Source organism: Vulcanococcus sp. CPBay_Sum15L08_68 (assembly GCF_017855895.1).
Classification (GTDB): Bacteria; Cyanobacteriota; Cyanobacteriia; order PCC-6307; family Cyanobiaceae; genus Vulcanococcus.
In genome coordinates this window covers 1-17048 of the sequence record NZ_JAFMFX010000004.1, presented here as the reverse complement: position 1 = coordinate 17048, position 17048 = coordinate 1, and the positions used below count along the sequence as shown (strand labels likewise).

At 65.8% G+C, this 17048-nt stretch carries 18 protein-coding genes; 13 read left to right on the top strand and 5 right to left on the bottom strand.

Translation table 11 applies throughout. From position 1 onward, the window contains the following. Window positions 1–42 precede the first annotated feature (42 nt). Complete coding sequence (locus QZ189_RS01350) at window positions 43–2889, bottom strand: UPF0182 family protein (RefSeq protein ID WP_296416058.1); 2847 nt, start codon at window positions 2887–2889, stop codon at window positions 43–45. A gap of 163 nt (window positions 2890–3052) precedes the next feature. Here QZ189_RS01350 and thrC point away from each other — a divergent pair, with 163 nt between their 5' ends. The 3 genes from thrC (at window position 3053) to QZ189_RS01335 (ending at window position 5723) form a co-directional block, all read left to right on the top strand. Next, window positions 3053–4333 (top strand): threonine synthase, encoded by a 1281-nt coding sequence (thrC, locus tag QZ189_RS01345; protein WP_296416059.1) that lies wholly within the window; start codon window positions 3053–3055, stop codon window positions 4331–4333. Window positions 4334–4373: 40 nt separating this feature from the next. Further along, window positions 4374–4649 carry a MoaD/ThiS family protein gene (locus tag QZ189_RS01340; RefSeq protein ID WP_010317466.1) on the top strand — a complete coding sequence of 92 codons (276 nt, stop codon included), beginning with the start codon at window positions 4374–4376 and terminating at the stop codon, window positions 4647–4649. Between the two features lie 90 nt (window positions 4650–4739). Beyond that, a complete protein-coding gene (locus QZ189_RS01335) occupies window positions 4740–5723 on the top strand; it encodes a cupin (RefSeq protein ID WP_247478735.1) in 984 nt (327 codons plus the stop codon). Here QZ189_RS01335 and ftsH read toward each other — a convergent pair. Beyond that, a complete protein-coding gene (ftsH, locus tag QZ189_RS01330; RefSeq protein ID WP_296416082.1) occupies window positions 5682–7457 on the bottom strand; it encodes an ATP-dependent zinc metalloprotease FtsH in 1776 nt (591 codons plus the stop codon). The genes QZ189_RS01335 and ftsH overlap by 42 nt on opposite strands. 193 nt (window positions 7458–7650) lie before the next feature. On the opposite strand from ftsH, the gene rpmF reads away from it, so the two are divergent. Beyond that, window positions 7651–7827, top strand: a complete 177-nt coding sequence (gene rpmF / locus QZ189_RS01325; protein ID WP_010317471.1) for a 50S ribosomal protein L32 — start codon at window positions 7651–7653, stop codon at window positions 7825–7827. 64 nt (window positions 7828–7891) lie between these two features. Here rpmF and QZ189_RS01320 read toward each other — a convergent pair whose 3' ends face one another. Continuing rightward, on the bottom strand, window positions 7892–8227 hold the full coding sequence (locus tag QZ189_RS01320; protein WP_029626346.1) for a DUF565 domain-containing protein: 336 nt from the start codon (window positions 8225–8227) through the stop codon (window positions 7892–7894). Window positions 8228–8232: 5 nt separating this feature from the next. Further along, on the bottom strand, window positions 8233–8994 hold the full coding sequence (locus tag QZ189_RS01315; RefSeq protein ID WP_296416083.1) for an HAD-IA family hydrolase: 762 nt from the start codon (window positions 8992–8994) through the stop codon (window positions 8233–8235). A gap of 101 nt (window positions 8995–9095) precedes the next feature. Between QZ189_RS01315 and recJ the strand changes: the two genes are divergently transcribed. Then, window positions 9096–11036, top strand: a complete 1941-nt coding sequence (gene recJ, locus QZ189_RS01310) for a single-stranded-DNA-specific exonuclease RecJ (RefSeq protein WP_296420619.1) — start codon at window positions 9096–9098, stop codon at window positions 11034–11036. Window positions 11037–11112: 76 nt separating this feature from the next. Here recJ and QZ189_RS01305 read toward each other — a convergent pair whose 3' ends face one another. Then, a complete protein-coding gene (locus QZ189_RS01305; protein WP_010317475.1) occupies window positions 11113–11220 on the bottom strand; it encodes a photosystem II reaction center protein Ycf12 in 108 nt (35 codons plus the stop codon). Window positions 11221–11336: 116 nt separating this feature from the next. Between QZ189_RS01305 and QZ189_RS01300 the strand changes: the two genes are divergently transcribed. The 8 genes from QZ189_RS01300 to acsF all read left to right on the top strand — a co-directional run. After that, window positions 11337–11717, top strand: a complete 381-nt coding sequence (locus QZ189_RS01300) for a YkgJ family cysteine cluster protein (RefSeq protein ID WP_010317476.1) — start codon at window positions 11337–11339, stop codon at window positions 11715–11717. Then, entirely contained in the window at window positions 11717–12091 is a 375-nt protein-coding gene (locus QZ189_RS01295; protein ID WP_010317478.1) for a TMEM165/GDT1 family protein, read from the top strand. The genes QZ189_RS01300 and QZ189_RS01295 overlap by 1 nt, the downstream gene beginning before the upstream one ends. Window positions 12092–12096: 5 nt before the next feature. Next, the gene (locus tag QZ189_RS01290) at window positions 12097–12408 is read left to right on the top strand and encodes a TMEM165/GDT1 family protein (RefSeq protein ID WP_296420617.1); all 312 of its coding nucleotides are present in this window, start codon (window positions 12097–12099) and stop codon (window positions 12406–12408) included. A 118-nt stretch (window positions 12409–12526) separates the two neighbouring features. Beyond that, window positions 12527–14809, top strand: coding sequence for an RNB domain-containing ribonuclease (locus QZ189_RS01285; RefSeq protein WP_296420615.1), 2283 nt, complete (start codon window positions 12527–12529; stop codon window positions 14807–14809). Between the two features lie 3 nt (window positions 14810–14812). Beyond that, on the top strand, window positions 14813–15451 hold the full coding sequence (locus QZ189_RS01280) for a flavin prenyltransferase UbiX (RefSeq protein WP_247478755.1): 639 nt from the start codon (window positions 14813–14815) through the stop codon (window positions 15449–15451). Between the two features lie 20 nt (window positions 15452–15471). Next, window positions 15472–15993, top strand: coding sequence for a hypothetical protein (locus QZ189_RS01275; RefSeq protein WP_050778488.1), 522 nt, complete (start codon window positions 15472–15474; stop codon window positions 15991–15993). Window positions 15994–16038: 45 nt separating this feature from the next. Beyond that, window positions 16039–16470, top strand: coding sequence for a DUF2996 domain-containing protein (locus QZ189_RS01270; protein WP_010317487.1), 432 nt, complete (start codon window positions 16039–16041; stop codon window positions 16468–16470). Window positions 16471–16548: 78 nt separating this feature from the next. Next, a partial coding sequence (gene acsF, locus QZ189_RS01265) for a magnesium-protoporphyrin IX monomethyl ester (oxidative) cyclase (protein ID WP_296420613.1) occupies window positions 16549–17048 on the top strand: 500 nt, incomplete at its 3' end.

Genomic DNA, 17048 nt, shown 5'->3' with positions numbered 1-17048 from the left:
GCACTGAATGACCGGGGCCCTTCGGGGCCCCTTTTTTTTGATTCAGGGAAGGACCGGCTGGGGCAGGGTCAAGGCGCGCATGCCCCCATTGGGTTGGACCGACACCAGGCGCGCCAGGGCCTCATCAAAGGTGGGCTCCATCACAAAGCGTCTCCCGTCGGTGACCACAACACGCACCAGGGTGGGCAGGGCGTTGTTGTTGCTCTGCAGATAGATCGGCTCGACATAGAGCAAGCCCTGGCCAACGGGCATCGCCAACAAATTGCCCCGCAGCAGGCGGGAGCCGACGCGATTCCAGAGGCCAAATTGATAGCTGATGGCCGGGTCCTGCTCGATCAGGGCCGAGATCTGCTGAGGTCCCAGAAGCAGACGCTGCTGGGGGAAGCGCACCAAAAACAGCTCGCCGTAATTGGGGGTGTCGTTGCGGGCCGCTAGCCAGCCCACCATGTTTGGGCGCTTCAGAGGCGTGAAGGGCAGCAGCAGCACAAACTCAGGACGCTGCTCACCGGGCAGCTGCATCGTCACGTGATACGGACGGACGGGAGCCGAGGCATCGCCGTAGATCTCCAGCGGCAGGGCCCAGACGTCATCACCGTTGTAGAAGGTGCGCACGTCGGTGACGTGGTAGCGCAGCAGGCGCTCGGCCTGGATGTTGAACTGACTCTTGGGGACCTGGATGTGGGCCAGCAAGGCCTTGGGCATCGCTGAGAGGGGACGGAAGAGATCCGGGAAGACCTTCTGCCAGGTCCGCAGCACCGGGTCGTTCGGATCGTTCACATAGAGCCAGACATCGCCGTTGTAGGCATTGACCACCGCCTTAACGGGGTTACGGAAGTAGCGAATGCCATCGGGGTTGGCGTCTGAATAGGGGTAGCTGCGGCTCTCGGTGAAGCCGTCGAGCATCCAGTACTGGTGGTGCTCAGGGCGGTAATCGGGGTCGTCCTCGACGCGGGCCGTCACCAGATAGGGCTTGCTCTCAAAACGCAGGAACGGAGCCAGGGCCTGCAGACGCTCGTTCACCTGCCGGCGCACCAGCAGGCGGGAGGAGGGGGTCAGGGAGCCGGTGAAGAGCAGCCGCACCTCATTCAGGTAGATCGCCGCCATCAGGCGATCCAGGGGCCCATGAATTGGCACCCCCGCCTGGCCGTCGTAGTGGGAATAGACGTTGAGATCGCCCTCGGGGTAGTCGAACTCCCGCACCTGGGAGGGGGCAATCGCGTAGGGAGCGGGAGCGGAGGCGAAGTAGAGCCGCGGGCGTCCCACCGGCAGGAACTGCTCCACGCGCTTCTGGCTCTGACCGAGCTGGGGCAGGGCCTGAACCCGGCCGCTGCGGCCCAGGTCCTTGACGAAATACAGCGGCAGCCCATCGCTGCCGGAGACGTTCACCGGCGAGACCGTGAAGCCGTAGCCGTGGGTGAAGACCAGATGGCGGTTGAGCCAAGTGCGGGAGCCCTTGGCCAGCGCCGAGGAATCCAGTTCCCGGGCTGCGATCAAGACCTGCTGGGAGCCCAGCGCGCTGGCGTCGGCATTCAGCGGATAGCGATCGACGGCCGCGGAGGGGAAGTCGTAATAGAGCCGCAGTTGCTGCAGCTGGCGATTGGCCTCCAGCAGGGGCCCGCTGTCCCAGAGCCGCACGTTGGCCAAGGTGCCCTCGGCGCTCTTGAGATCGGCGGCGCTGAGCTGCTGTTTGGGCTCGAGATCCAGCTCACGCACGGCCTCGAGGCCAAAGGCCCGGCGCGTCGCCGCAATGGCGCGCCTGAGATAGGGGGTCTCCAGTTGCAGCTCCCGGGGCTGCACCCAGACCCGCTGCACCAGGGGCGCCAGACCCCATTCCACGATCGGCAGCAGGCAGGCGGACACCAGCAGGGGCAACATCGCCGCGCGGCGAAACCAGGACCGGGGCACCGGCACCAGCAGTCCCAGGCCACTCATCAACAGCAGCAGGGCCAACAGCAGCCGCAGGGGAAGACGAATGTGCAGGTCAACAAAGCCAGCCCCCGAAGCCACCCCACTGCCTTCGACCATCAGGTCAAAGGGACTGAGGCCGTAACTCAGGGCCGCCATCAGGGCCAAGACCGCCAACTGCGGTTGCAGCACCCGTTGCTGCTCGCGGCTCAACCCTGGAAAGCGCAGATCGGTGAGTGAGGTCCCTTCCGAGAAGGTCAGCCAGAGGCAGCCGACAAAACCAATCAGGACCTGGGCGATCACCAGGCTGACCAGCAGGTGCAGGGCCGGCAGGCGCAGCACCGTGAAGCTCAGGTCAAAGCCCGTCAGCGGGTCGGCCTCGCCAAAGGGAACGGCCAGCAGACCCGGCAGCCAGAGGCTCCAACCACGGGCGCAGGCCGTGGCCGAGCCGGCCAGGGCGGCCGCCAGGCTGATCCGCAGGGTGCTGTAGGGCCACCGCAGCAGACAGGGGAGCAGGACCACCGCCAGGCCAAGCACCAGTGCTGGCGGCAGATCCGCCAGGACCGAGAGGCCGGTGATGACCTCACCGCCAAAGGGATCCAGGATCAGGCCCCGGGCCTGCAGGAAGAGATAGCTCAGGCCCATCACCAGCAGCAGGAGCAGGCCGGTCAAGACCGCCACCAGCGGACCGCTGGCGAGGGGCGCCAAGGGGCGTTCCCGCAGCTGCTTGCGCGGGGCCTCCTGCCTCAGGCGCCAACAGCGGCGCAGCTGCTGCAGCTGGAGCGGCAGACCCAACCCCAGGACCAGAGCAAAGGCCAGGCACTGAAACAACCAGCGGCGCAGCACCACCGTGAGGGCATCGAACTGCGCAAACCACTGCGCCTCGATCACCAGGCGCGGCAGAAGCACCAACAAACCCAGCACCAGGGCAGCACTGGCCAGCCAGCGCAACAGCCGCTTGAGGCCTTGAACCGATACCTGCACAAGCCGAGCCGATCCCTGGCCGAGACTAGGCAGCACAACCGGCCGGTCAAGCCGCCACGGGGGATCTCAAGACAAACCTGGAGATACCCGATCCTGCGGGTCGGGTTTAAACCTGCCGGTGAATTGGCGCTGCTAATTTCGTCCCAACGTTCAGGATCTGAACTTGACCGCAACCCTTTCCCGCTCCAGCGTTGGGCCGACCTTCACCGGACTGCGCTGCAAGGAATGCGGCCAGGCCTATGACCCTGGGGCACGTCACGTCTGTGAGGACGTCTGCTTCGGTCCCCTCGAGGTGGTCTACGACTACGAGGCGATCCGCAACCGTGTCAGCCGCGCCACCATCGAAGCCGGTCCGGCCTCCATCTGGCGCTACCGCGATTTCCTGCCGATCGAAGGGGATCCGATCGATGTCGGCACCGGCTTCACCCCCCTGCTGAAGGCCGACAACCTGGCCAAGCGCCTGGGCCTCAAGAGCCTCTATATCAAGAACGACGGCGTCAACATGCCGACCCTGTCCTTCAAGGACCGGGTGGTTTCAGTGGCCCTGACCCGTGCCCGCGAGCTGGGCTTTAAGACCGTCAGCTGCGCCTCCACCGGCAACCTCGCCAACTCCACCGCCGCCATTGCCGCCCACGCCGGACTGGAGTGCTGCGTCTTCATCCCCAGCGACCTGGAGCTGGGCAAGGTGCTGGGCACCTTGATCTACAACCCCACCCTGATGGCGGTGAAGGGCAACTACGACCAGGTGAATCGCCTCTGCTCCGAGGTGGCCAACACCTACGGCTGGGGCTTCGTCAACATCAACCTGCGCCCCTACTACTCCGAAGGCTCCAAGACCCTCGGCTACGAAGTGATCGAGCAGTTGGGCTGGGAACTGCCCGACCACATCGTCGCGCCCCTGGCCTCCGGCTCCCTCTTCACGAAGATCCGCAAGGGATTCGACGAATTCATCAAGTGCGGACTGGTGGAGGAGAAGGCCGTGCGCTTCAGCGGCGCCCAGGCCGAGGGTTGCAACCCCATCGCCACCGCCTTCCGCGAGGGCCGCGACTTCATCACCCCGGTGAAGCCCAACACCATCGCCAAGTCGATCGCCATCGGCAACCCGGCCGATGGCCCCTATGCCATTGACATTGCCAACCGCACGGGCGGCAACATCACCGACGTCAACGACACCGAGATCGTTGAAGGCATCAAGCTCCTGGCTGAAACCGAGGGCGTCTTCACCGAAACCGCAGGCGGCACCACCATCGCCGTCCTGAAGAAGCTGGTGGAGCAGGGCAAGATCAACCCTGAAGAGCGCACCGTGGCCTACATCACTGGCAACGGCCTCAAAACCACCGAGGCCGTGGTGGATGCCATTGGCAAGCCCTACACGATCGAGGCACAACTCGACGCCTTCAACACCGCTTGGAAGCAAGCCCAGGCCGATCAAGCGCAGGCCTGATCACGACCGACCGCCAGTCCACACCCTTCCACTCCCCGCCATGCCCGTTCAGGTCCTGATCCCGACCCCCCTTCAGAAGTTCACCAACGATGAGGCCAGCGTCTCCCTGGACGCCTCCAGCGTCGATGGCCTGATTGACGCGCTCGATGGCCGTTACCCCGGTCTCAAGGGACGCCTCTGTGATGAGGCCGGCAAACTGCGCCGCTTCCTGAACGTTTACGTAAACAGCGAGGATATTCGCTTCCTCGAGAACCAAACCACCCCCCTCAAGGATGGGGACGAAGTCAGCATCGTTCCCGCCGTCGCTGGGGGCTGATCCTGCGCTGTAGCGATTCCTGCAGCAGCCAGCCACTCATGCATGCAGGCTCGCCCCAGAGCCACCTCTCCCTGGACCTGGTGTCACCCGATGACTCAAACCCCCGATCGTCCATCAGCGGATCTTCGGCTCAGCGTCCAGGCTGAGGCCAACCAAAACTCGCCTGTGGCCGACAAGGCCCTGCTGTTTGATTACCGACAGGCGGCCAATCCGATCCGCAGGGGTCTCACCGAACCGATCCCCTATCGCAGCTGGGGGCCTGAACTCCACGGCAGCGGTCCCAGTGGAATCATTCCGCTGGACCTCAGCGCTGAATTAGGCACCACCGGCCCAGCCACCAGCCCCGGCCTCGCAGCCCACTTCATCCGCATCGAAGCTGGAGAGGGCGTCCGTGCCGCGGCAAGCGCCACCAGTTCCCTCTTCTTTGTGCTCTCCGGCACGGGCGTCTGCCATGGCCGTGAGGCCGAGCAGGACACCAGCATCCACTGGAGCGAGGGCGATCTGTTCGTGCTGCCCTCAGGCGGCACCCCGCTGCTTGAGGCCAGCAGCACCAGCGTTCTCTACTGGGTGCATGACGCCCCCCTACTGAGCTACCTGGGGGTCGTGCCCAGCCAGCCGCGCTTCGAAGCCACCCACTACCGCGCCGAATGGCTGCGCTCTGAGCTGCTCAAACTGGCTCAGCAACCGGGGAGCGCGAGCAGCAACCGCATCAGCCTGCTGCTGGCCAACCGCGATCTACCCAGCACCCGCACGGTCACCCATGTGCTCTGGGCGATGTACGGCATCGTTCCTGACGGGGCAACCCAAGCGCCCCACCGCCATCAATCGGTGGCCCTGGATCTGATCATCGATTGCCAGCCTGGGGTCTACACCCTGGTGGGCACCGACCTCAACGCCGATGGCACCATCCGCAATCCCGAGCGGATCGACTGGCAGGCCGGTGGTGCCTTCATCACCCCACCGGGCTACTGGCATTCCCATGTGAATGGAAGCGGTCAGCCCGCCTACCTGCTGCCGATTCAGGACGCCGGCCTACAGACCTACCTGCGCAGCCTCGATATTCGCTTCGCCTAGCTCGCCGGCGCGCTCGACCACGGCGCGGAACTCAGGCCCCTCGATGGTTTCGCGCTCGATCAGCAGATTGACCAACTCGTCCATCAGTTCCCGGCGGCACTCCAGCAAGGAGACCGCCTGGCTGAGGGCGCGGCGGGCCAGCTGCTGAACCTCGGCGTCAATGCGGTTCCCGGTTTTCTGGGAGTGATGGGGTTCTGAGCGCAACCAATCGCGACCGAGGAACACCTCTGAGCCCTCGCCCTCCAGGGATAGGGGACCCAGGGCCGAGAAGCCATAGCGCGTCACCATCTCCCGGGCGATTCGGCTGACCATCTCCAGGTCACTCGAGGCGCCCTGGGTGATTTCGCTCGGTCCGAAGACCACCAATTCAGCTGCACGGCCGCCCATGGCCATCACCATCCGCGCCTCCAGGTAGGCCTTGCTGATCAGGCCCGAATCCAGGACCTCCTCGTCGGGCATCGTGCGGGCAAAACCACCGACTCCGCCGGAGCGGGGAAGCAGGGTCACCTTGTCGAGGTCGTCCGACTTCGGCAGCAGGGTGGCCAGCAGGGCGTGGCCAATTTCGTGATACGCAATCAGGCGCTTCTTGGCGTTGTCCTGAAGCGGCGCGGCCGTGAGACCCATCGTGATGCGCTCAAGGGCATCGCTGATGGCCTCATCGTTGATGCTCTGCCGCTCGCGCCGGGCCGTCAGGATCGCCGCCTCGTTGAGCAGGTTCGACAGGTCAGCCCCGGAGAACCCAGGGGTCCGGCTGGCCCAATCCGACAGGGAAACCTCAGGCTCAAGCGGTCGGGAGCGGGCATGAACCGCAAGGATCGCCTCGCGCCCGCGGCGGTCCGGCAGGTCCACATGGATCCGCCGATCGAAGCGACCGGGACGCATCAGCGCGGCATCCAAAACATCGGGCCGATTGGTGGCCGCCAGCAGGATCACCCCGGAGTTTTCGGCGAAGCCATCCATCTCCGTGAGCAGCTGGTTGAGGGTCTGCTCACGCTCGTCATTGCCTCCACCGATCCCGGCGCCCCGCTGGCGTCCAACGGCATCGATCTCATCGATAAAGATGATGCAGGGAGCCTTCTCCTTGGCCTGCCGGAACAGATCGCGCACCCGGCTGGCGCCAACACCCACAAAGAGTTCGACAAATTCCGAGGCGGCCATCGAGAAGAAGGGCACACCGGCTTCACCGGCAATGGCCTTGGCCAGCAGGGTTTTGCCCGTGCCGGGGGGCCCCACCAACAGCACCCCCTTGGGAATGCGGGCCCCGACGGCCGTAAAGCGCTCTGGCTCCTTCAGGAAGGCCACCACCTCTTGCAGCTCTTCCTTGGCTTCGTTGATGCCGGCGACATCCTCAAAGCGCACAGCCACCGCAGCTTCCGGTTCCGCCATCCGCGCCTTGCTGCGGCCAAACCCCATCGCTCGGTTCGCCACCTGGCTGGAGCGACGAATCAAAAGAGCCAAGCCCGCGAAGAGCAGCAGCAGCAGCAGACCGTTGGAGACCAGGCTGGCGGTGGCCCGATCCTGACGGTCGTCGCGAACCGTGAGCGGCACCTGGGCTTCCTGGGCCGTTCGCAGCAACACCTGGTCGTTGCTGAAGACCGGCACCTCAGCACGGCTGCCATCGGCGTAGGTCACCTGGACCTCCCGGCGGCCTGGGGAGAGCAACAGTTCCTTGACCTTGCCGCTGCGCAGTTGGGTCAGCAGTTGGCTGTAGCTGGGGGGCGCCGGGCGGCTGATGCCGAGATCGCGCCAAAGCTCTGAACGCCTGGACTCAGGGGCGGGGGACGCTTGGGATGAGGGCACCTGCTGCGCTAGCTGACTCGGAGACGCGCCGCTGCTCACATCAATCTGTCGTTGGCTGGAGCTTAGCGATTTGACGAAAGGAAAGACGACAAGGGAAGATCTTGGTTTGGCTGACTAGGTAAGCGGGATGGCTGTTCCCAAGAAGAAAACGTCCAAGGGCAAGCGGAACCAGCGCCACGCCACCTGGAAAGGCAAGGCTGCTGTGGCAGCACAGAAGGCTCTCTCCATCGGCAAGGCTGTGCTGAGCGGCCGCGCCCAGGGCTTCGTCTATCCCGTGGCTGAAGAAGACGGCGACGACGCCTGATCGCAGGCCTCAAATCGGACTCTGCCGCCTCACTTGAAGCGGCAGAGCTCCACTGATTCGATCATTACGATCCCAGCTTGAACGCCTCCAGGACCACGGCATAGACCAGGCCGATCCTCAGGTTGTCGAGCACGAGCCATCCCAACGGCGGACGTCCCTGGACGATTCGGGTGCGCAGACGCACGACCATCTCCAGCAGCACGACCACCGAGAGCACCACCAAGGGGCGCTGACCAATGGTCTGCAGCCACCAGCTGGTGACGTTCTGGCCGGCATAGAAGCCGAACAGCAGGGCGAGGAGGCCAGCACTGCGGCGACGCCAGCTGCCCTGAAACGATCCCCAGAGCAACTGCGCTCCCTGGCGCTGCAGGCGATCAAAGCGGGTGGCCTGAATGGGCATCCGGGTCATCCGCCTGGAAACAGTCGCTGCAGATAGGACAGCGTGATCTGGCCCTCAGGGCAAGCCGGGCCGCGCAGGACCTGACAGGGCACATCGGGATCCCCCAGCCCATCCAGCAGCGCCGCTGCCGCCGCGAAATGGGACGCCGGTTCATGGGAACTGGAGGCGCTGCGGGTGGCCAGAACCGTCAAACCGGCCCGATGGGCGGCCGTCACCCCGTGGCCGGAATCCTCCAGGGCCAGGACGCCCTCGGCGGCACAGCCCAGGCGTTCCAAGGCCAGTTGATAGCCCTGGGGGTCCGGTTTCTTGGCGCTGACATCCTCCCCGCACACCCAGAAGGCCAGCCAGTCCCGGTGGTCCGGCAGCTGACGCTCCAGCAGGGCCTGCACCGCCGATCGACCACTGGTGGTCACGATGGCCTGGGGCAGACCCGCTGCCGCGGCAGCGGCCATCAACCGCAGGACACCGGGCCTGAGCTGAATCTCACCCGCTGCGACCAGTTGGCTGTAGTGGGCTTGCTTGGAGCGTTGCAGGGCATCTAGCCGTTCATCGCTTGGGCGACAGCCCTCCTGCTGCTCCAAAAACACAGCCATCCGCTCCCGGCCACCGGTGACCCGCAGCAACGGGAGATAGGTGGATGGGTCCCAGTGAAAGGGCAGTCCCGCCTCGGCCATGGCGCGGTTGAAGGCCAGGCGGTGGCCATCCAGCTCCGTCTCGGCGAGGGTGCCATCCACGTCCCAAAGAAGAGCCTCGGGGGCCAGTCGCACCAAGGGGCTGCCGAATGCTGGGGTGAGGCTAAGGGAGCTGGACGCCAGGGCCTGGACAGAGCCTGCTCACGGCTCAGAATGCAAGCTGACGAACCGCAAGCGTGCTCCTCGAGTCTCCAGAGCAACGCTTGTTCGACCAGCGCCTGCAGCAGAACTGGCAGCTTCCCGCTGCGGTGGCCCTCGAGGAGCTCCCCGGCGACGTGCAGGCCCTGGGACTCTCAGAACCCATCCTTGCCCTGCTCAGCCGACGCGGCTTTGGCAGTGCTGCCGCGATCGAAGCACTGCTGAACCCCGCGGATGCCCCCGATCCCAAGCACCACTTCCCCGACTTAGGCCTGGCGGTCAAGCGCCTGAAGCAGGCCTGCAAAACCAACGAACGCCTGGCGATCTGCGGCGACTACGACGCCGATGGCATGACCAGCACGGCGCTCCTGATCGGTGTCCTGCAGCAGTTAGGGGCGCAACCGCAAGCGGCCATCCCCAGCCGCCAGTCCGATGGCTATGGGCTGAATGTCTCGATGGTGGAGGAGCTGGCCGCTGAGGGCATTCGACTGCTGGTCACCGTCGACAACGGGGTCTCCGCACGGGAAGCCCTCGAGCGCGCCCAGGCGCTTGGCCTCGAGGTCATCGTCACCGACCACCACACCATTCCCGAGGAGCGGCCGCCCCTCAGCGCCCTACTGCACCCGCAGTGCACCCCGGAGGACTCCCCCTACCGGGGCCTGGCCGGGGTGGGCATGGCCTACGTCCTCGCCGGCGCCCTGGCCAAGGCCAACCGCTCAGCCAAGGCTCTGGCCATGGCCCTGGACCTCTTCTGCATCGGCACCATCGCCGACATGGCTCCGCTGCAGGGGGTCAATCGCCGCTGGTTGATGGACGGCTTGCCACGGCTCAAGGACAGTCCGCTGCCGGGGCTCCAGGCCCTGCAGCAGGTGGCCGGTCTCGACGATGCGCCGATCGATGCCGGTGCCGTTGGCTTCCAACTCGCCCCCCGGATCAACGCCGTCGGACGGCTGGGGGATCCGCGCTTGGTGGTGGATCTGCTGACCACCGATGACCCGGAGCAGGCCCTGGAACTGGCCCGGGAATGCGAGAGCTTGAACCGCCAACGCCGGGAGCTCTGTGATGCCATCGAGGCGGAGGCACGGGCCCTGGCCGAAGCGGATGGAGACCAGCGCAGTCCGTTCCTACTGCTGGCCCAAAGCCATTGGCATCACGGCGTGATTGGCATCGTGGCGGCCCGTTTGGTCGAGCACTACGGCGCCCCCGTCGCCCTGCTGGCCGCCGAGGGGGATGGCCGGATGCGGGCCTCGGTGCGGGCACCCAAGGGCTTTGCCGTCGATGCCGCCCTCCAGGCCTGCGGTGATCTGCTGGAGCGGTTTGGTGGCCACCCCGCCGCCGGGGGCTTCACCGTCAAGGCCGAGCGGGTCACGGCCCTGCATGAACGGCTCAACGACCTGGCGCAGGTCTGGCGCGAGCGGGAGGGCCTGCAGCTGGTCATGCCCGAGGCCCTGCTGAAGCTGGAGCAGATCAACCGGCCCCTCTGGCGAGAGCTGCAACGGCTGGAGCCCTTCGGCATTGGCAATCCCACCCCACTCTTCTGGAGCTGTGGCTGCACGATCAGCCAACAGCGGGAGCTGCGGGGTGGTCACCTTCAGCTCAGCCTGCGCCAGGGCGAAGCGCGGGTGCGGGCCATGGCCTGGCGCTGGGGAGCGGTTGGCCATCTGCTGCCGAAGCAGGTGGATGTGGCCTATCACCTCAGGCTCAACCGTTGGAACGGCGAAGAGAGCCTTCAACTCGAGGTGGTGGGCATCCGCCCCAGCAGCGGAGAAGCGCTGGTGCTCCAACGCCAGGAGCGCAGTTACTGGGTGCGGCGGGAGGGCAACGCCGTGGTGATCCGCAACGCCGATGGGGAGGAACTCCGGGGCGAAGCCCAGCAGGGCCGGCTGGAAGCCCTTCAGATCGATCACCCGAAGGCGGAACACCCCTATGTGAAAGCCCTGGTTCAAGACGCAGCCAGGGCGATGGGACTGGCGGCCTAGAGACAACAAAGCCCCCTGAAGAGAACCTCCAGGGGGCCAAGCGTGTCGATGAGGCGGAGGCCTAAGACCCTTCCGATCAGAGGGCGCCGCGGCGGTAGAAGAGGATGAAGATCACGGCCGGGCCGACCAGGGTGATCAGGAACAGGGCAGCGAAGTTGGCGATCAGGTGGAAGTCGATTCCCATGGGAGAACGGCTCGGGAGCTGCACGTGTTTGCAGCAGCCTAAAAGCAGACGGGCCGACGCCGCCCCCGCAGGGATCGCTCCTGTGACGGGTTGTCACAGCGCCTGGGGGATGAACCATGGCTGAGACCCTTCAATGGCGCTGCATCAGCGGCTGCGGCTCCTGCTGCCGCCTGGACCCCGGGGAGCGCAATGAAGCCCTCGACGCGCTGGACGAGGAGCAGCAGCAGCTCTATCTCTCGATGGTGGGGCCCGACGGCTGGTGCATCCACTTCGACACCGGCTCCAGTACCTGCCGCATCTACGACGAACGGCCGGTCTTCTGCCGCGTCGAAAACCTGGCCCAGCTATTCGACGTGCCCTCCGAGGAGGCCAACGACTTCGCCATCGCCTGTTGCCGGCAGCAGATCCGCTGCGAACACGGCGGTCGTGGCATCGTGATGAAGCGTTTCGAGCAGGCGATCCGCCAGCCCGCTGAAGACAACGATCGCCAGCCCTAATGCCTGAGTCCGCCCCGAGCAGCGACACGCCTCAACCGGAATCCACGCAACAGCAATCCAAAAAAGAGGAGAAGGCCGCCAGCTTTGGCGCGGTCTTCCTGACGACCTTCACCACCGTCTTCCTCGCCGAGTTGGGCGACAAGACCCAACTGGCTGCGCTGTTGCTCTCGGCGGAATCAGGCCGTCCGGTCTTGGTCTTTATTGGCGCCTCCCTAGCCCTGATCAGCTCCAGCCTGGTGGGGGTCGTCCTCGGGCGCTGGCTCTCGCGGGTCCTGCCCCCCGGTCAACTCGAACGCCTGGCCGGGATCTTGATGATCGCCCTCGGTCTTTGGCTCGGCCGGCAGGCCGCCGTCAGCATGTTCCCCCTGGCCTGATTGCCATGCAGCTCCCTCTCCTGGCCTCAACCTTCCTGACGGTCTTCCTGGCCGAGTTGGGCGACAAGACCCAACTGGCGATCGTCACCATCAGCGGCACCTCGAGCCGCAGCGGCGCCGTCTTCGCCGGCAGTGCCAGCGCTCTGGTTCTCGCCAGCCTGCTGGGGGCAGGCGCCGGGGGGTCCCTCTCCGCCGTCATCCCGACCGATGCCCTGCAGCTGGCCGCCTCAGTGGGTTTTCTCGTGATCGGCGGCCGTCTGCTCTTAAAAGCCGGCCAGGACGAAGAAACCGAGGAAATCGCCCAGGACGCTGAGTAGGATGGTGAGGCTTCAGCAGCACTCGAAGGCGTTGGCCGTCTTCAAGTGATGCCTGGGGCACGCAGAACCACCACCTCATTTGGGCTTGTCCGCTCCGCAGAAGCCCACCCCAACAGCCATGAAGTTCACGGTCGCGGACCTCATCGAGCAGCTCCCGCAGCAGGAGCCCCTCAGCCTCAGCAAGCTTGAGAAAGGACTGGGCCTGAGCACCAAGGCCGACAAGGAACAGCTGCGCATCGCCCTCACCGCCCTCGCCCGCGCTGGGGTGCTCGAGGAAGCCGACGAGGGCATCAGTCGCGTCGAGGACGAGGGCCTGATCGAAGCCCGGCTTCGCTGCAGCAGCAAAGGGTTCTGCTTCGCCCTGCGCGAGGACGGTGGCGAAGACATCTACATCCGCGACAACCAGCTCAACCACGCCTGGAACGGTGACCGGGTCCTGGTTCGGGTCACCCGTGAGGGCGGGCGTCGGCGCTCACCGGAGGGTGGGGTGCAATGCATCCTGCAGCGCAACACCACCAGCCTCCTGGCCCAGGTGGAGCAGCAAAACGACCTCCTGGTGGCGGTCCCCCTGGACGACCGTCTGTTGACGGCCATCAACCTGCCAGCTGGAGATAGCGAGCACCTCAAACCCGCCACCGAAGCCGTGGTGGAGGTCAAGGTCGATCGCTACCCCGTCGGGCAACTCGCCCCCGAGGGCCACGTCGCCCGCAGCCTTGCGGTCAATGCCGGACCGGAGGCTGATCTGGATCTGCTGCTGACCAAACACGGTCTGCGGGAGCTGCCGGCCGCACCGAAGAGCACGGCCAAGGCCCTCGAGCTCAAATCCCGGGATGACCTGAGCGCTCTACCCACCCTTGTGCTGCAGCTCTGGGGCAGTGCTGAAGCGCCACTCCTGCCAGCGGTCTCCCTGGAATCCCTGGAGAACGGCCAGCGGCTCTGGGTGCACGCCCCTGCCATTGCTGAACGGGTGGGTTTTGGCAGCGCCCTGGACCTCTTCCTGCGGGAGCGGAGTGAAGCGCTCTGCGTCGGTGAAAGCTGGCTGCCCTACCTGCCCAGCGCCACCACCAAAGCAGCGGCCTTCAAAACCGGAACGCCCGCTGCGGCCCTCTCGGTGGCCCTCGATCTCAACGCCGAAGGGCAGCTGGAGCACTTCCGCTTCTGCCGCAGCACCATCTCGGCCGACGGGCTGGTTGACACCAAAGCCCTGCAGGCCCTGGCCGATCGCAAACCGAAGGCGCGCACGACCCCTGCCGCCCTGAAGGGGCTCAAGGATCAACTGCCCCTGCTGGAGCAGCTGATCGCCCTGGCCCAGACCCTCCGGCAGAACCGCCTGAGCCAGGGCTCGATTGATCTGGACCTGGGCATCCCCAACCTGGAGGGGCTCGCGGAGCTAGCGATTCCCGAACCGGATGAGCGCCGCCAGGGCTGGATGGTTCAGCTGGATCCAGCCCTCTCCACCGCCGGCTTGCTGCGGGAGATGGTCCTCCAGGCTCACCGGGCCTTAGGCCGCCACATGGCCGCTCTGGAGCTCCCGGCGATCTATGCCCTCAATGGTGCGCCCGATGCCGAGGCCCTCAACGACGTGGCCAAAGCCGCTCTGGCCCTCGAGATCCCCCTGGAACTCTCCGCCGATGGCAACGCCAGCGCCCAGGAGCTGGCCGTGGCCTTCGCCGCCAGCGACCGCGCCCGGGTGCTGCAACAGCAACTGCGGGACCCCCTGAAACCCGTCAGCCTCAGTGCAGAGCCCGGCAGCAACACCCTGGCCGCAGAGGACAAGGCCTACGCCCCTTGGTGCTGTGCGGCCCTGCACTACGCCGACCTCTGGAACCAGCACCTGTTGGTGCTGTTGATGAGTGAGGGGAAAGATCGTCCCTCCGTGCGGCACAAAACCCGCGTCGACATCACCTCCGATGAAAGCCATGGGGTGATCGACTGGCCCCTGCTGACCGCCAGCCAGCTCTCCCCCGTCGAGGAGGCCCTCACAGGAGCACTGCTGCATCGCTTGAACGAGCGCGGCCGCTTTGTGAGCGAACTCCAGGGCGACGCCCTGGCCATGGCCCAGGCCCGTCAAGCCGAACCGCTTGTGGGCCAAACCCTGACCGGAACCATCAGCGGCGTGCAGAGCTATGGCTTCTTCGTGGAAGTGCCCCCGTCCCACGTCGAGGGCCTGGTGCACGTCAGCTCCCTGAAGGACGACTGGTACGAGTACCGCTCCCGTCAGAACAAGCTGGTGGGTCGCAAGAACCGCCGCGCCTACATGCTGGGCGACCAGGTGGAAGTCACCATCCAAAAGGTCGATGTCCTGCGGCATCAGATCGATCTGGCCGTGGTCCTGCCCGAGGGTTACGAGGAGTTCAGCCCCGACGACTCCAGCGACACTGACGCGGACGGCGAGGACTGAGCGTTGAGCGACAGCAGCGCCCAGGCAGCGCCGCTGCCCATCGTTCTGGCCGTCTCCGGAGCCAGTGCTCAACCCCTGGCCGAGCGGGCCCTCCAGCTGTTGCTTCTGGCCGGGGAATCCGTGGATCTCATTGTCAGTCGCGGAGCGATCGGCGTCTGGCAAGCCGAACTCGGTGTGCGGGTACCCAGCGAGCCATCCGCCCAGGAAGCCTTCTGGCGCGAACGCCTCGGCTGCAGCAGCGGGGAACTGCGTTGCCACCGCTGGAATGATCAATCCGTGGCCATCGCCAGTGGCAGCCACCGCACCCGCGGGATGGTGATCCTTCCCTGCTCCATGGGAACCGTCGGGCGAATCGCCTCAGGGGTCGCCACCGATCTGATGGAGCGCTGCGCGGATGTCCATCTCAAGGAAGGCCGGCCGCTGGTGATCTGCCCGCGGGAAACCCCCTGGAACCTGATCCACCTGCGCAACCTCACCACGTTGGCGGAGGCGGGAGCGCGGATCGCCCCCCCCGCCCCCGCCTGGTATCACCAGCCGACATCCCTGGAGGAGATGGTGGACTTTTTGGTGATCCGCGTGTTCGATTGCCTCGGTTATGAGCTCGGTCAGCTGCAGCGCTGGACCGGTCCGATCCAGCCCTGAGGCACTCCATCGCCCCTGTGTTGAAACGCATCCTGCTGCTGCCGCTGCTCTCGCCACTGCTGGCGACCCTGGTCGTGGGAGCGGTGAACCCCAAGCCAGCGGTGGCCGTGCGCGTCCTCACCTGGACCTCACCCGCCCTGCCCCTGGGCCTCTGGATCGCCGGGGCATCCAGCCTGGGGGCTGGCCTCAGCGCGGCCGGGGCAGCCTTGGCTCTGCAGGGCGGAGGACCGCAAATCCTGCCCCGGCGCTCCGTTCGCCGCCGCCCTGAACCCGAATCCTGGGCGGGATTCAGCCCGCCAGCTGAAGAGCGCCCGCGGCGAGCAGCGCCCGAGCGGGAGGACTGGGGGGCCGAAACTGAGCCAGAGCGCCCGCAAACGGCCTGGGCTGGCCCCAGCCGCGGGGCCGCCGATCCCGCCCCAACGGTGTCCGTTCCCTTTCGCGTCATCCGGCGCGGCCAAAGCAGCGCCAGCGCGACACCCCCACCTGCGGCAAGCAGCCCCGATCCTGACGATTGGGGAAGCAGCAGCTCAGAGGAGTGGTGAGCACTCCCTAAAGTTCAGCCAACGTCTGGATTGAGGCCTGCACCGGTGACCGATTCCGCCCAACCCGCAGCAAGCGCCGCAGACGCCAAACCAGCCAAGGCGGCGAAACCTCCGGCCCCGGAAGACAAGCCCTTCGCGGAGTTTGTCCCGAATCTGCTGATTCCGGCTCTGGCCAAGGAAATCGAGGCCTACGGCGGCCCCAGCGACTGCAACCTGAGCTTTGAGCAGGGGCCCATGCCCGTGGTCGGCAGCAGCTGTTGGCAGGTGAAGGGCAGCCTCCCCAATGGACGGCGCTTCTGGCTCTGCTTCACCAGCGACTCCATCAGCTCGGCCAAAACCATCGCCCTGGCTGAAGCCGGCAGCGAACCGAGCCTGCTGGAGTCATTTTTGATTGACGAGAAAAAAATGACCCAGGCGCTGCTGGTCTCACGGCTGGTGCAGCGTCTGAATGGTCAGAAATGGCTCGGGGCCAACTAAACCTGCGAGTGATGAAGCCCTTCAACGGGCTGGCACCAAAGCCGCCTACGATGGGTTTTGCTCCGTTCAAGCCGCCCGATGGTGCCTCCCACCGCCGTTGCCTCATCTGACGCCGCAACAGCCATCGGCACGCCCAATGCACCGGCCACGAAGGATCCGGTGAAGGACACAATCTTGACTCCGCGGTTCTACACCACGGATTTCGAGGCCATGGCTGCCATGGACCTCAGCCCCAACGCCGATGAGCTGGAAGCCATCTGCGAGGAGTTCCGCAAGGACTACAACCGCCATCACTTCGTTCGCAACGAGGAGTTCGAAGGCGCCGCCGACAAACTCGATCCCGAGACCCGGAAGGTCTTCGTCGAGTTCCTCGAGCAGAGCTGCACCTCCGAGTTCTCCGGATTCCTGCTTTACAAGGAACTGAGCCGTCGGATCAAAGAGCGCAACCCCCTGCTGGCCGAGTGCTTCGCTCACATGGCCCGCGATGAGGCCCGCCACGCTGGCTTCCTCAACAAGTCGATGAGCGACTTCGGTCTGCAGCTCGACCTCGGCTTCCTCACCGCCAACAAGGCCTACAC

Bases quoted from the DNA above. Each gene is read 5' to 3' on its own strand.
- QZ189_RS01340 (WP_010317466.1), top strand. From the start codon at position 4,374: ATGCCCGTTCAGGTCCTGATCCCGACCCCCCTTCAGAAGTTCACCAAC.
- QZ189_RS01335 (WP_247478735.1), top strand. From the start codon at position 4,740: ATGACTCAAACCCCCGATCGTCCATCAGCGGATCTTCGGCTCAGCGTC.
- rpmF (WP_010317471.1), top strand. From the start codon at position 7,651: ATGGCTGTTCCCAAGAAGAAAACGTCCAAGGGCAAGCGGAACCAGCGC.
- QZ189_RS01320 (WP_029626346.1), bottom strand. From the start codon at position 8,227: ATGCCCATTCAGGCCACCCGCTTTGATCGCCTGCAGCGCCAGGGAGCG.
- QZ189_RS01305 (WP_010317475.1), bottom strand. From the start codon at position 11,220: ATGGGAATCGACTTCCACCTGATCGCCAACTTCGCTGCCCTGTTCCTG.
- QZ189_RS01300 (WP_010317476.1), top strand. From the start codon at position 11,337: ATGGCTGAGACCCTTCAATGGCGCTGCATCAGCGGCTGCGGCTCCTGC.
- QZ189_RS01295 (WP_010317478.1), top strand. From the start codon at position 11,717: ATGCCTGAGTCCGCCCCGAGCAGCGACACGCCTCAACCGGAATCCACG.
- QZ189_RS01290 (WP_296420617.1), top strand. From the start codon at position 12,097: ATGCAGCTCCCTCTCCTGGCCTCAACCTTCCTGACGGTCTTCCTGGCC.
- QZ189_RS01285 (WP_296420615.1), top strand. From the start codon at position 12,527: ATGAAGTTCACGGTCGCGGACCTCATCGAGCAGCTCCCGCAGCAGGAG.